The sequence below is a fragment of the Cytophaga hutchinsonii ATCC 33406 genome, from assembly GCF_000014145.1.
GTDB classification, from domain to species: Bacteria; Bacteroidota; Bacteroidia; order Cytophagales; family Cytophagaceae; genus Cytophaga; species Cytophaga hutchinsonii.
The window spans coordinates 663,746-677,852 of sequence record NC_008255.1; the positions used below are offsets into that span (position 1 = coordinate 663,746).

General features: G+C 39.5%; 12 protein-coding genes. 7 read left to right on the plus strand and 5 right to left on the minus strand.

Translation table 11 applies throughout. The features are described from left to right. Window positions 1-136 precede the first annotated feature (136 nt). On the plus strand, window positions 137-688 hold the full coding sequence (locus CHU_RS02825) for an RBBP9/YdeN family alpha/beta hydrolase (protein WP_041932152.1): 552 nt from the start codon (window positions 137-139) through the stop codon (window positions 686-688). A 345-nt stretch (window positions 689-1,033) separates the two neighbouring features. Here the strand turns inward: CHU_RS02825 and CHU_RS02830 are convergent, their stop codons facing one another. Continuing rightward, a complete protein-coding gene (locus CHU_RS02830) occupies window positions 1,034-2,077 on the minus strand; it encodes a nucleoid-associated protein (RefSeq protein ID WP_011583974.1) in 1,044 nt (347 codons plus the stop codon). 177 nt (window positions 2,078-2,254) lie between these two features. Here CHU_RS02830 and CHU_RS02835 point away from each other — a divergent pair, with 177 nt between their 5' ends. Beyond that, window positions 2,255-2,986: a phosphatase PAP2 family protein gene (locus CHU_RS02835; protein WP_011583975.1), complete on the plus strand. Its 732-nt coding sequence runs from the start codon at window positions 2,255-2,257 to the stop codon at window positions 2,984-2,986. A 143-nt stretch (window positions 2,987-3,129) separates the two neighbouring features. Next, window positions 3,130-4,629, plus strand: coding sequence for a bifunctional ADP-dependent NAD(P)H-hydrate dehydratase/NAD(P)H-hydrate epimerase (locus CHU_RS02840; protein ID WP_011583976.1), 1,500 nt, complete (start codon window positions 3,130-3,132; stop codon window positions 4,627-4,629). Between the two features lie 79 nt (window positions 4,630-4,708). Here the strand turns inward: CHU_RS02840 and CHU_RS02845 are convergent, their stop codons facing one another. From CHU_RS02845 to CHU_RS02855, 3 genes are all read right to left on the minus strand, one after another. Beyond that, a complete protein-coding gene (locus tag CHU_RS02845; protein WP_143143964.1) occupies window positions 4,709-6,838 on the minus strand; it encodes a PDC sensor domain-containing protein in 2,130 nt (709 codons plus the stop codon). 238 nt (window positions 6,839-7,076) lie between these two features. Next, a complete protein-coding gene (locus CHU_RS02850; protein ID WP_011583978.1) occupies window positions 7,077-7,664 on the minus strand; it encodes a hypothetical protein in 588 nt (195 codons plus the stop codon). A 28-nt stretch (window positions 7,665-7,692) separates the two neighbouring features. Beyond that, window positions 7,693-10,176 (minus strand): M1 family metallopeptidase, encoded by a 2,484-nt coding sequence (locus CHU_RS02855; RefSeq protein ID WP_011583979.1) that lies wholly within the window; start codon window positions 10,174-10,176, stop codon window positions 7,693-7,695. 329 nt (window positions 10,177-10,505) lie between these two features. Here CHU_RS02855 and pyrH point away from each other — a divergent pair, with 329 nt between their 5' ends. Together pyrH and frr are read left to right on the plus strand one after the other, a co-directional pair. Next, entirely contained in the window at window positions 10,506-11,213 is a 708-nt protein-coding gene (gene pyrH / locus CHU_RS02860; RefSeq protein ID WP_011583980.1) for a UMP kinase, read from the plus strand. 50 nt (window positions 11,214-11,263) lie between these two features. Next, window positions 11,264-11,824, plus strand: coding sequence for a ribosome recycling factor (frr, locus tag CHU_RS02865; protein WP_011583981.1), 561 nt, complete (start codon window positions 11,264-11,266; stop codon window positions 11,822-11,824). Window positions 11,825-12,046: 222 nt separating this feature from the next. Here the strand turns inward: frr and CHU_RS02870 are convergent, their stop codons facing one another. Next, on the minus strand, window positions 12,047-12,553 hold the full coding sequence (locus CHU_RS02870; protein ID WP_011583982.1) for a hypothetical protein: 507 nt from the start codon (window positions 12,551-12,553) through the stop codon (window positions 12,047-12,049). Between the two features lie 173 nt (window positions 12,554-12,726). Here CHU_RS02870 and CHU_RS02875 point away from each other — a divergent pair, with 173 nt between their 5' ends. Both CHU_RS02875 and CHU_RS02880 read left to right on the plus strand, forming a co-directional pair. Beyond that, complete coding sequence (locus CHU_RS02875) at window positions 12,727-13,359, plus strand: protein chain elongation factor EF-Tu (protein ID WP_041932153.1); 633 nt, start codon at window positions 12,727-12,729, stop codon at window positions 13,357-13,359. A 91-nt stretch (window positions 13,360-13,450) separates the two neighbouring features. Further along, window positions 13,451-14,068: a hypothetical protein gene (locus CHU_RS02880; RefSeq protein WP_011583985.1), complete on the plus strand. Its 618-nt coding sequence runs from the start codon at window positions 13,451-13,453 to the stop codon at window positions 14,066-14,068. The last annotated feature ends 39 nt before the right edge of the window (window positions 14,069-14,107 follow it).

A 14,107-nucleotide genomic window follows, 5' to 3' on the forward strand; every position in this document is an offset into this window, starting at 1 on the left:
CAGTTACTGGTGCGTTAAAATTAATTTCAAAGAAATTACGCATTCAAGTTAGTTACTTCTATTGAATACTCAAAAAATGTAATAATTTAGGTTTCTGGTAATAGGGTTGTATAATTTGTTTTTTTTGATTGTTTACATGCTGGATAACCGTTTTAATTATATAAATGTGCCCGGTCTGGGTGGCTCAGGAGAACATCACTGGCAAACGTTCTGGGAGCAGGCATATCCGGAGATTCATCGGGTACAGCAAGCCGATTGGGATCACCCGATTTGTTCGGTTTGGGTGAATAAGCTGCAGCTGATAACAGAAACCTGCAGCGATAAACCTGTTGTACTGATTGCACACAGCCTTGGCTGCGTAACAGTTTTGCATGCTGTTGCGCAGCGTAAACTGAAAGGTATTGCGGGCGCGTTTCTGGTTGCCATGCCCGATGCAGAACGCGCTGATTTTCCGAAAGAATGTATCGGATTTATACCGGTGCCGAGGATTGTATTGCCCTTTCCGGCTGTAATGATTGCAAGTGAAAACGATCCATATATTACGAGTCCTGAATTAAAAAAATGGGCAGATGTTATACAGGCATCGTTTGTTTCTGTTGGCCAGCGCGGGCATATCGGTACTGCAGCACAATTGACGTATTGGGAAGAAGGACAACAATTGTTTCGTTCATTTGTTGAACAATTGTAACGATTTTTTATCGGTTCAACCATATTCCCACGGTTGAAAATGCATGTGTAATTTTATGTTCCCATGGTTGAAACCGTGCATGTGTAATACTTTGATTCCCCACGGTTGAAACCGTGGGCTGGGAGCAATCTTACAAAAACGTGAAACTGGTATACATCAAATCCATGTGATCGGTTACATGATTAAATCATGGGTTGATTTATTTGACGCCCACGGTTGAAATGCATGTATCATTTTATGTTCCCATGGTTGAAACCGTGCATGTGTAATAATTTTATTCCCCACGGTTGAAACCGTGGGCTGGGAACAATCTCATGTGACCGGTTACATGATTAAATCATGGGCTTAACTTTCTTCTTTGTAATAGATTTTGTAAAAATTCATGCCGCTGGCATCGTCTCTGCCGCGTTCAATCAGATCTTTGTCGCCATGTATGTAGATATGGAAATTGCGGTCGAGCTTTAATACACTTTTAAAAACTTTTGCATATTTTTTTACCGCAGGTGTAGAGATTTCAAATTCATCTACCATCGGCATCTGATGATCTTCCTGAAATTTATTTTTGTATTCTTTAAAGGAATCAATCAGCCCTTCATCCTGAATAACATCGTTGGTGAAGGCTTGCATATCAAACGATTCGTTTTTTTTGAAATAATTAACCGAACGGTTCAGCAGGTCAATCTGGTCGGTTTTAGAAACCTCAAATGTTTCAGGCATCTGATCGGTTACAAAACTCTTACACATGTTCATGTAGTTCTGCGTATAATGAAAGCTGTCGTTCCGACTCACAATTTTCAGGAAATCATCTTTCCAGTATTGCGCGTCACTTGATTTATTGGTTTGGTCAACCACACAAACTTTATAGCCGTTTTCTTTTTCGCTGTTAATAATGAAGCAGCCTTTATCCAGCTTGCGGATATCGATCCCCTTGTCGGATACAGCTTCATAGCCATCGCCCTGGGGAAATATTTTTAAAAAGGTTTCTTTTGTTTCAGATTTAAACAGGCCAATGGCATCCGTGCTTTCCCCGTCGATTACGCAATCATTAAAATGTACCACATATAACTCACCACCTTTAATCATGGGATGTTTAGACTGTTCATATAAGTGTTTGGCTATATTAATGCTTTGCAGATATAAAGCATCCGGATCAGCAAAGATCGTTGAGCAATATGTATACAACTCATTTAAATTCAAATCCGTTTCATGATGAAAATGATTGTATTCTTTATTCTTAAACGGATGTGTGAAATAATTCAGAAGCAATTCTTTTAACGATTCGTCGTTCAGTTGCAGAGGTGTTTTAGAAATAGTAATGCCTTCTTCATCTGATTTATTGCCAACAAAATGGGTGTAAATTTTCTCAAAATTCGCTAATTCAATCTGCATAAATACGTATTCAATATTATATACTTAAAAATATGCATAATAGGACAATTTAAGTATTAAATAGGAAAAGGGTTATCTACAAATTATACAGAAAAGAAGACATTATTTTTAAATAGTTATTTATAATCGGCTGAATAGGCTTTTTAGAAAAAAAATAGTAGTATCAATAATTAGATTATGAAGAATAAAAGAATACGGGGATTGTTTTTAGGAATGATGCTGCTGGGGCTGGCAATACGGGTGTCCGCGCAAACAGACACGGTTAAACTGGGGCAGCCTGTTTCAAAATACCTTAAACAGTCAATAGTGCCGGTATCGCTGATTGGGGCCGGTATGTTTATGAAACTGCATAATACTCCGTTGAATGATTTGAGTGTTAAAAATTCAGTAACAACCAATTATCCGGGTTTTCATACCAGCGTTGATGATTACCTGCGCTTTGCATCCATTCCATTTCTGTACGGACTGGATTGGGTCGGTGTAGAAGCAAAAACAGATGTTAAAAACAGAACGGCAATCTTATTTAAAGCGGAAGTAATCATGTTTATAACAACAACACTGATGAAAAATACAACACACGTGATCCGTCCGGATGGAGACGGTGATAAATCATTTCCTTCGGGACATACTGCACAGGCATTTTTAGGTGCGGTAATGATACAGCGGGAATACGGACATAAAAGTATCTGGTATCCGATTGGCGCATATACAGTGGCTACATCTGTAGGTGTGCTGCGCGTAATGAACAACAGGCATTATACCAGCGATGTGCTGGTAGGTGCGGGTATTGGTATGTTAAGCGCACACATTGCATACTGGACACATAGATATAAATGGAATAAGAAAGTAGTTGTAATGCCGATGTACAGCAATCGTGCTGCGGGTATCTATTTTTCGATGGCGTTTTAATAGAATTATGAATTATGAATTATGAATTATGAATTATGAATTATGAATTATGAATTATGAATTATGAATTATGAATTATGAATTATGAATCACATACTTTGAAAGTAATATTTAATTTCTGTTTATAATAAACGATTACAAATATGAAGATTTTAACAGCGGCACAAATTCATCAATTGGATCTTTACACCCAGGAAGCAGAACACATTACATCACTTGCTTTGATGGAGCGGGCAGCAGAAGCATTTGTCGGATGGTTTACCAAACATACCTCGCTGCAAAAAGAAATATGGGTATTTTGCGGAAGAGGGAATAATGGCGGAGATGGTTTGGCAATTGCCTGCTTACTGATCAACCGAGGTTACAAAGTAAAACCGTTTATTGTAAAATCCGGGCCGCTTACTTCCGACTGTGCAGCAAACCTGTCGCGCCTGGAAAAAATGGTTGCTGTTACATCCATTGTCACAGAAGAAGATCTCGTTAAAATTCCTGCCAATATACTGATTATTGATGCCTTGTTAGGTTCCGGCCTGAACCGCGAAGTAACAGGTGTATATGCAGCGATTATAGATAAGATCAATGCAACAGAAAATAAAGTGTATGCGGTAGATGTACCGTCTGGTTTGTACAGTGATTATCCGGCAAAGCACGCGGCAATTATTACAGCCGATCACACCATTACATTTCAGATGCCCAAGCTGATGCTGTTTTTGTCAGACCATGAAGCATTCACAGGTGCATGGCACATTGTTGATATTGGTTTAAAGATGGAAGGTGCGGCAGATATCGTAAGCGATTATTCCTATACAGATGCTGCAGTTATTCATAAAATGATACGCAAACGGCCGGTGTTTTCACATAAAGGCACGTTTGGAAAAGTATTGCTTATAGCAGGAAGTAAAGGAATGATGGGGGCTGCAACACTTGCGGCAAAATCAATTTTGCGTACCGGTGCCGGTTTGGTTTGTGTACACATTCCCGGCAGTGGTGTTGATATTGTACAGACACTTATTCCTGAAGCCATATTAAGTATTGATCCGAATAAAGAAGTGGTAACAGTATTGCCGGATATAGATGGTTACAGTGCAATAGGTATCGGTGTTGGTTTAGGGGAGCATCCGTATACGGCAGACGTGCTGGAAGAATTACTCGTATCTTCTGTTGATCCATTGGTTATTGATGCAAGCGCATTAAATATTTTAGCTTCGAATCCACATTGGATCACACATATTCCGCCCAACAGTATTTTAACGCCGCACCCGAGAGAACTGGAGCGTTTGGCAGGTATGAAATTTCAGAACAGCTGGGAACGTTTGCATAAAGCGATTGAAATGGCTAAAAAAATGCAGGTGATCATTGTTTTGAAAGGTGCGTACACCGCGGTAGTTATGCCTACAGGCGTGGTACACTTTAATTCTACCGGCAATTCAGGCCTGGCTACAGCAGGCAGCGGAGATGTATTAACAGGTATCATTACATCCTTTTTGGCGCAAGGCTATAGCCCGGCCGATGCAGCGCGGCTCGGCGTATTCGCGCATGGGTATGCGGGAGATGCTGCCGCAGAAGTAAAATCAAAAGCCGGTATGATCGCATCAGACATTACAGAATATTTACCCATGTTTTTTCTTGATTTTGAAGAATAGATCCTAATCACATTCACAGCCCACATTCACAGCCCACGGCTTCAGCCGTGGGTGAGGGAGGGAGAGTACCAATTATATATCAATAAAACAATACCAGCGTAATCAATATACTGGCCAGCATAAACAGCGGCCAGAAGATCAGTTTGGGAATGTAATTATTGTTGTAGTCAACAAACGCATAATGCTTTGCTGAAGAAAATAACAGGGCGTTCACCGTTACCAGTAAGACGTAGATGTAAACAATGAAATAAATGTATTCCAGGTATGTCACCATTTCTATTTCAAGCGTATTGCGGAGATCAATGTGAGAGATTACAATTACAAAAAAGAACGCTGCACAGCTGTTAATGACGCCAAAGGTATTATAACCCGAAATTTCAACCTGGGTTTTTGAAAATATAACAATCACACCGAACAGCATCAGCTGGATAATAAGCAGTGGCAGAATGTGTGCGATCAGTGCACCGATTATTTTTCTGCTTAAGATAATATTAAAACTCAGTTCGGGTAAATTGCGCTGGCGCTGATAATGCTGCAAGCCGAAATTCGTATTCAGATTTTTATATTCATACGAAAAATAACTGCCCAGAAAATCCCAGCCTACCAACGGAATGCTTTTGTTGATTCCCGGGTCGGTAGACGGGATCAGCGATTCATACGCATCCGCATCGGGTACCAGAAATATGTTTTTGCCAACTGTATGATGGCGGAGATTAACTTTCAGGTCTTTTCGATCAAAGGGATACAATTTGTAATCCACTTTATTTAAAATGTTCAACCGGAAATTCCAGCCGATAACGCGGTGGCCGTCTTCGATCCGGTCATACACTTCTTCCATGTTAAAAGCTTCTGCATCGGTTGATAGGTCAGGGAAACTCACACCGGGCTCAACATCTTTATGTAAAACGGTGTCGAGCTTTTGCCAGATGCTTCCGTTTAAACCGATAAGCCTGCCATCTTTAAATTCAATGTTGCGCACATAAATACCGGTTGGAATATAAACAGGTTTGTCTTCATGCAATATTTCTGATTCTCCATTGGTCTGATTGATAAATGTATTGATACCGTTTACATCCGAGATAACAGTTTCGTCGGAAGCATAATCAAACATCGGCTGCTGCTGGTGTCTGAACCAGATAAAACCGATCTCAACAAGTAATAAAAAAGTTATTTCTGCAGCAATGATCCAGATACGTTCTGCTTTATATAATTTGAAAAGTAAAATACTGCCGCTGATAAGGGCGAATAAAATAAAGATGGATAAAATAATTTCCCGTTTATAGCTGTATTCGAAATCGGGCTCGATCTCATCTTTGATGATGTTAACAGCAATCGACCATTTAGTCGTCGGGATGGGTTGATAGAATACGATTGATGTTCTGTTTAGCAATGGATTTAAATATTCTACATATCCTGTTTCTTTATTCAGCAGTTTTTTGACTGCCTGTTTATATCGGGGATCATCCGTTTCTTCTGACACGTCATTCATAGATTTCAGCGAAAGTAAATAATCTTCCCGCGGATGGGAAAGTATATGGCCTTCTTTGGAAACCAACATTGCGTAACCTGTTTTTCCAAGTTTCAGTGTGTTCAATAATTTATTAAAACCCTGTAAAGAAAACGTAATATCTACCACACCAATTTTTTTAGAAGGGTCTTTGGTATCATAAAACGGAATGCCGTATTCTGTTACTACGGCCTGAGCTGCCGGTCCGTAGCCGGGCTCGGCCCAGAAGATGTCTTTTTCTATCGGATTGAAAACCCAGGCACTGTAGTTCCAGCGCGTGCGGTCGGTATAGTCATACAGTTCACCCGTCTGTAAAATGCGGTCTTCTTTTTTGCTGTAGAATGGTGCGTAGAGGCGTTGTTTCGGATTGAATTGATACGGCAGATAAGCAACCGTTACACCTAAAATATACGGCTGCGTATCGGCAACTTTTTTAAGGTGCTGTTCAATTTCTTCTTTGGTAAAATTTCTATGGCTTAATGAATCGGCGAATTGCTGTGCTGTGCGGCTGATGTTCGATAACACAGAATCGATTTTGTGTGTAGCAGCTTGTGCAGTGTGTGCTCCAAAAGCAATGGTCTGCCGTTGAATTTCTTTTTTTCCTTGTATAAAAATGACACCCCAGATTCCGACTGATAAGATGGACAGAATAAAAACAAGCAGACAACCTGTTTTAAAATATTTTTTCAGGTAATAGATCATTATATGTATGCGTAAAAAGTAAAAAGAAAACAATGGCTTTTGCAGCTCAATGCTAATGAGTTAGGCTTCGCGTAATTAAAGATACAAATCCCTGATAAAAGGAGAAATGAAATGTTTAAATAATTATTCGTTCGTTCTTTGTAAAGAAATAGTTAAATCAGGCAGGAATATTTTTGTGTCAGCCGGTTAATAAAAAAGGCTTCTGAATATTCAGAAGCCTTTTAAAAAGATCCAATAATTAGTATTCAATTGGCCTTTCTGCCCACATATCAACCGATTCAGGAGCAAACATCCGTGATTTCATATCGTTCAGCATTAAACGTTCTTCGCCTTTCTGATATCCTACAAACAATACATCCTGTTCATGCTGATATAAAAAGAATGCTTTGTTTTTTGAACCTTTTGCAGCAGCACCTTCAGCATATAAAAAACCATCTGAATCCTTTTTTAATGCTTTCGCTGTTGTCAGGAATTTTTTGTATTCATCAAACTTATCACCTAAGATTATTTGCATGCGCATTTTTAACGGCTCTTTATTTAGTGCTCCGGATGTGAGCAGGTTATCACCCGGCTTTAACCCAAACGGATTGTTTGCAGGTGTAGTAACCGGTTTCTTTAATAAACTGTCAACTACTTTACTGTTGGGCGGGATTATTTTTTTCTCCATCGGAGCAGGCTTGGATGCCGTGTCAACACTGCTTTGTGTTGCAGTTAATGCCGCAATGGAATCAGTCTGTGCTTGTGTAAGTGTTTCTTTCGGAGGTTTCTGATCGCATGACCATAACGCAAAACAAGCAGCAGCAACGAGGATGGATAAGTGTTTCATAGTGAAAAACGTATTTGATTTGTATGGATTAGTTTTTTAAAGATTTATCCAGATATTGATAATACAGGGTAGCATTCTGGCGAATCACTTCATGCTGATTATTTATACTGATGTCTTTTAATAATTTGCTTGCACGGGCTTTGTCTTCATTGCCCAGCTGCAGCGCGTATTTGGTAAACAGGCCCATCAGGTTATATACATCCTGATCAGATGCCTGCTGCATTTTTTCTTCAAACCAGTTATAGTGTGTCTGATCGTTGGTTTGTATGAAATATGCCGCTAAGCTTGATATGAAGTTTACGTTATTAATAGATTCAAATTCTTTTATGCGCGCAACTGTTTCCGCATCCTGCAATACCAGTAAGGCTTTTAGACTTGCACCGGAAACGTAATAAGAAGGATCATTCAATCCTTTTTTATAAATAGAAATATAGTCGGCATTATTTTCTAAGGAAGCAACCAGAGAAATAGCTTTAGAACGCAGCTCGCCATTTGGTTCTGTCTGGGCCATCTCTTTCATTTTTGGAATAAATACCGTCTCAAGATTTGGTACCGCACGTTTTGTGAATTCTAATAAGGCAACCGAACGTACTTCAGCAGAACGGTCATTCAATGCTTTAGTAAGAAAGTCTATGTTTTCAGGCTGAACAAGGTAGGGATTATCTTTTGCTGAAGCTGGTTTTACCAAAGCTTCAAACGCATTTTTACGCAGTAGGTAATCTGTCCCGTATAAAAATTGTCCTTTCAATAACGTTCTGTTTTTTTCATGCTGAACCGTACCAACAACAAGATGCTTGCTGTCTACAACCAGATAAGATAGTTCTGAAACTGAAACCGGCAGCACGATAGAATCTTTCTTCTGGCTGATCCAGTAACGCGCAGAGCGCAGCGTTGTGTCGCCGGATGTTCTGTAATCAATCTGTAAGGGAATGCGATACAGCGTACCTTCTGTTGTGTCCTGCATCTGTTCAATAACGATCTCAGTTTTTTTATCTTTAGAAACATGATGCTCAACACTCAGCTGAGCATGTCCGCGTTTCATGAACCACGTGTCAAAGAACCAGTGCATGTCTTCGCCGGTAACATCTTCAAAAGCCATACGCAGCTCATCAATTTCAACAGGTGAATAGGCATTGCGTGTTAAATAGAGATTCAAGGATTTATAAAATGCTTCTTCTCCAACCGCATCACGCAGCATATTCAATACAAGCCCGCCTTTGTTGTAACTATGTCTGTCAAACATTTCTTCAATGTCTGTATAATGAAAACGGATCAACGGATTCTGAGTCGTTTCAGCTTCGGATAAATATCCTTCCAGATCTTCCTGTGCATGCTTCAATCCGGCTTCGTAACCATGTTTGTGTTCAAACCAGGCAATCTCAGAAAAGTTTGCAAACGATTCGTTCAATGGCAGGTTCGACCAGCTTTCGCAGGTTACCAGATCACCAAACCAATGGTGGAACAATTCGTGTGCGATAATCTGTTCCCAGTTATCATCTACTAAAAAACGATCATCCACTTCCAGTGCTTCCATGAAAATACTGGCAGACGTATTTTCCATTGCTCCTGACACAAAATCACGCACCACAATCTGAGAATATTTCGGCCAAGGGAACGGATAATTTAATTTCGTTGAAAAGAATTCGATCATGGCTGGTGTTTCACCAAAAATGCTGCGCGCATATTTTTCATACGCCGGCTCAACGTAATAGCTTACTTCAATGCCATTCCAGGTATCTGTTACTTTTGCAAACTCGCCAACAGCCATCATAAATAAATAAGGGGCATGTGGTTTTTTCATCGACCACGACCAGGTCAGCGTGCCGTCTGCATTTTCAGTTTTATAATTTAATTCACCGTTTGAAATAACCTGATATTTTTTATCAGCTGTAATGTACATCTCCTGGGTGCTGCGTTGATTGGGCGAATCAAACGTAGGGAACCAGCACGATGCAGATTGCGTTTCGCCTTGTGTCCACACCTGTGTAGGTTTTTTCGGATCTGTTTCTAATGGATCAATAAAGTACAATCCTTTTTCCTCTGTGATCGCGTCGCTGCCTGTTTTGGGAAGGTCATCCGGTTTTGCGGTATAATCAATGACAAGCTTTAAGGTATCGGTACGGGTATAATTTTTATCCAGCGTAATGGTAATTGCTTTAGAATCGTATGTATAACTGCTGATCTTTGCGCCATTCAGGTAACTGATGGAATGAATATCAAATCCTTTCGCCTGTAATACCACTGTGTTTTGGGCGTAAAAATGCGGCTTTGCAGAAAGCGTTGCTTTACCCAGCAAATGTTTTTTCTTGAAATCGAAGGATACTTCAAGCTTGGTGTGAATCAGATCCCAGTAAAGCGGATTGCTTGGGTTGTATGCTCCACGGCTTGTTTGTATAGTTTTAGGTGTATTTTTTTCACTTGTCTTTGCAGGTTGTTTTTTACATGCAGATAATAGAACAACAGCAGTAAAGAATAAAAGAAGGGGAAATTGAAATAAACGTTTTGTAGACATGATGTACAATTAAAATAAAGCTGTGCGCACCCATCTGAGCCGCATACGTTATACTACAATTTTAAGTATAAAGATGCATTTATGCTTGATTTAACACGTATTTATTATGAACAGAAACGAATAGCCGGTGAGGCAGTATATACGTGTATCACATACATAACCGCTTGATTATAATGCGCTAAATGTAATTTGTTGATATTTTTCTTCAAAAACGGGCGTGTTAAGCGGTCATCCATTTTCCTATTAAGCAAAATGGATATATATTTGTAGGATTTGGCATCGTTAGTTTGTCATTTCAGCATGTTCCCGGTATTGAAAAATAAGAAACTATGAAATATAAACGTATTCTCCTGAAGTTGAGTGGTGAAGCCTTAATGGGCGAACAGAAATATGGGATTGACAGCCAGGTTCTTATCCGTTATGCAAACGAGATCAAAGCAATTGCTGATAAAGGCGTTGAAATAACGATTGTTGTAGGCGGCGGAAATATTTACAGAGGGATTGAAGCTGCTGCTACGGGCATTGACCGTGTGCAGGGAGATTATATGGGTATGCTTGCAACGGTGATCAACTGCATGGCCTTACAAAGTGCGCTTGAAAATATCGGTCTGGATACACGTTTAATGTCAGGTATCAAAATCGAACAGGTATGTGAATCATTCATTCGCAGACGTGCGATCCGCCACCTGGAAAAAGGACGTATCGTAATGTTTGGTGCCGGTACAGGTAACCCGTACTTTACTACGGATACAGCGGCAAGTTTACGTGCCATTGAAATTGAAGCAGAAGTGGTATTGAAAGGTACACGTGTGGATGGCGTATACACGGCCGATCCCGAAAAAGATCCTACGGCTACCCGCTACACAACCATTACATTTGATGAAGCCTATGCAAAAGGTTTGAACATTATGGATATGACAGCCTTTACGTTATGCAAAGAAAATGAATTGCCGATCATTATTTTTGATATGAACAGACCGGGCAATTTATTGAAAGTATTAGAAGGCGAAAGTGTGGGTACACTGGTGAAATTATAATACTGCTGAATTTATAAGGATAACCGATTACTATAAAAAGAATTTCAATTATGGAAGAAATTAATTTATACTTAGACGACGCAAAAGATAGCATGCAAAAGGCTATCAAACATACAGAGCTTGAATTATCCAAGATCCGTGCGGGTAAAGCTTCTCCGAATATGTTTGACGGGATCATGGTAGATTACTACGGTTCATCTACACCGTTGGCGCAGGTTGCAACGGTTTCTGTTCCGGAGCCGCGTTCGATCACGATCAAGGCATACGAAAAATCCATGGTAACAACGATTGAAAAAGCGATTCGTGATGCAAACATGGGTTTCAATCCGCAGAACGATGGAGATGTGATCCGTATCAACGTACCGCCGCTTACAGAAGAGCGACGCAGAGACCTGGTAAAACAGACAAAGGCAGAAGGCGAGAGCGGTAAAGTACGCATCCGTAAGATCCGTCAGGAGACAAACGATGAGTTGAAAAAATTATTAAAGGACGGTGCTTCTGAAGACGAAGTAAAAAGAGCGGAAGAAGTAGTGCAGGCCTTAACCAACGATACCTCTGCAAAGTTAGAAGCATTGATCGCTGCTAAAGAAAAAGAATTGATGACAGTGTAAGTACTGTTCCGTTTATATTATTGAAAGAGTGATACTAATTTAGTATCACTCTTTTTTTTAGCAACCAGCCCACGATTTTAATCGTGGGCGTTATTAAATCGCCTTGCCGTTGTTGGTGTTTCCGCATGGATAAATAATTGTTTGAAGGACAAAAAACAACGGGGAGCACCAACAACTTGTAGTGTACATTATTGACTATAGATGTAAGATATTGGTTTGCTGTTACCGATACGCATTTATAACACCGCTTACCCAAATCGTATCAGCGGGAGGATTTTGGTTTGAGTAGGTGGATTGTAGTGTAAATTGTACATTATTAAATGTGAGTTTCATAAATTGTGTTCCGCCGGTGCCATATAACGGAGAACCGCTTTTGCTTTCAATATCTACGTTGCCGCCTGTTGCTGCCCAGGAACCTGCCGCATAACTAATATACATACCTATGCTGTTGCTGTACGCGGGTGACGTAAATGTTATACTGGATGGTACGTAAGCCTTAAACTGACCAATGCCTAAACGGCAGTCGCCTGATGGTGTTTCCGCGGAAACACCAAACGATGGGTCGAATGATCCCGAAATATCCGTATTGCTTAAAGGTTCGGTAACGATTGTGTTTCCGCTTCGATCAACAATAACTAATTTATTATGTTCAGGTTTATTATCTTCTTTTCTGCAATTGGTAAAAATGAATACAGATAAAATGATTGAATAAAAGAAACGTTTGTTCATTATGGTGCGGGTTATATTTACAGGACAATTAACATCAAGATAACCCCTATAGATGGTATGTTTTTTCTGTTTTATTACTCATTTGCCTGTCTGCAAAAACCTCTGTACCTTACTTTTCAATAAATAAATATGCAGTTAATAAAGTACATGTGTTTAGTGAACCATACGCATATATGAAACCAACAGACTTCATAGCTGAGTTAGAATTTTTGCCATCTGAAAAAAGTGGCAGAAAAAGTCCGGCACATTCCGGCTACCGGCCGCATATTGAATTTGAAAACTATCCCGAGTACCTTACATCCGGACAACAGGTATATATTGGACAGCATACTGCTGAACCAGGAACAAAAGTCAATGCTGAAATAACTATACTCGGAGCAGAATATTTTGCAAAACGCATATACGAAAACATGGCATTTACATTTTGCGAAGGCGCAAACACAATTGGTTTCGGAAAAGTACTTGAAATTATAAATCCTGATTTAAGATGCACGGCAGATGCGGATCAGAAAAGCATCAACCTGAACCTGTATGCTGAAGACATCAAACATAAACTTCGGGCAGATTTTGGTGAAAAGTATCCGGAGGCATTCCGATCCATGCAGCGTTTTATTATTTCAGATAATGCATTCCAAAATCCTCGGATAATAAGAGCTGTTATTTATTTAGCAAACAAAAATATTTTACAATTAGAAAAGACAATACAACAAGCCAGAACAGATTGGAGAGACATTCTCCTATGGGCGGAGTACCAAGAGGAAAACGGACAAACAATTCAGGTAAGAGATTTTACGAATGAATTCTGAATTACTATCAACGTTTCGGAAAGCCATGCTGCTGTAAACGCCAAGGACACATACTTCCACAGAAGTTTAAAACAATTATGACTCATTCTTTATGAAACAATACACGTACGAAAGGCTGATCTATGCAGGTGCAATGTTGCCTCTTACAATAGGAACGGTGATTTTTTTTTACTGGTTTTATCAGCGTTCTTTTCATGCAATGAATGTACACATCGAACTGATTTCATTTTTTATAATAGTTACGTATCTGGTCTTTAGCTGCATTATCCTGATTTTTTCTATCCTGTATTTTTTTCAATTTAAAAATAACTGGAAACGGATAGCTCCTGCATTATTCATTCTTGTATCTACAGTACCCGCGCTGTTTACATACGGAACAATGTATGACCTGCATGCCAATAAAACGTATGTTCGGGTAGTTAATGATCTTGATAGCCTGAACGTATACCGCATTCGCTCAGCAAATTTTTCAATAGATGCACTCGAAAAGAAAGGGGATGATTTTGTAGTCTCATACGAACCTGTTTATGAATACGACTGGACAAAAGAAGATTCATTTGGATTTGAGTATGAAATAAAAGAGATATTCATTGACCTCGTTTCCGCAGATAACATGGTACATACATATGAAATGCCTGTATTTGAGAAAGGCGTTTGTGGAAATGTTACGGTAGGTGCATTAAAGAAACTATCAATACATAAACCGTAATAGAATCATTGAATTATGAGCAGTAAGTTATAATGCTAC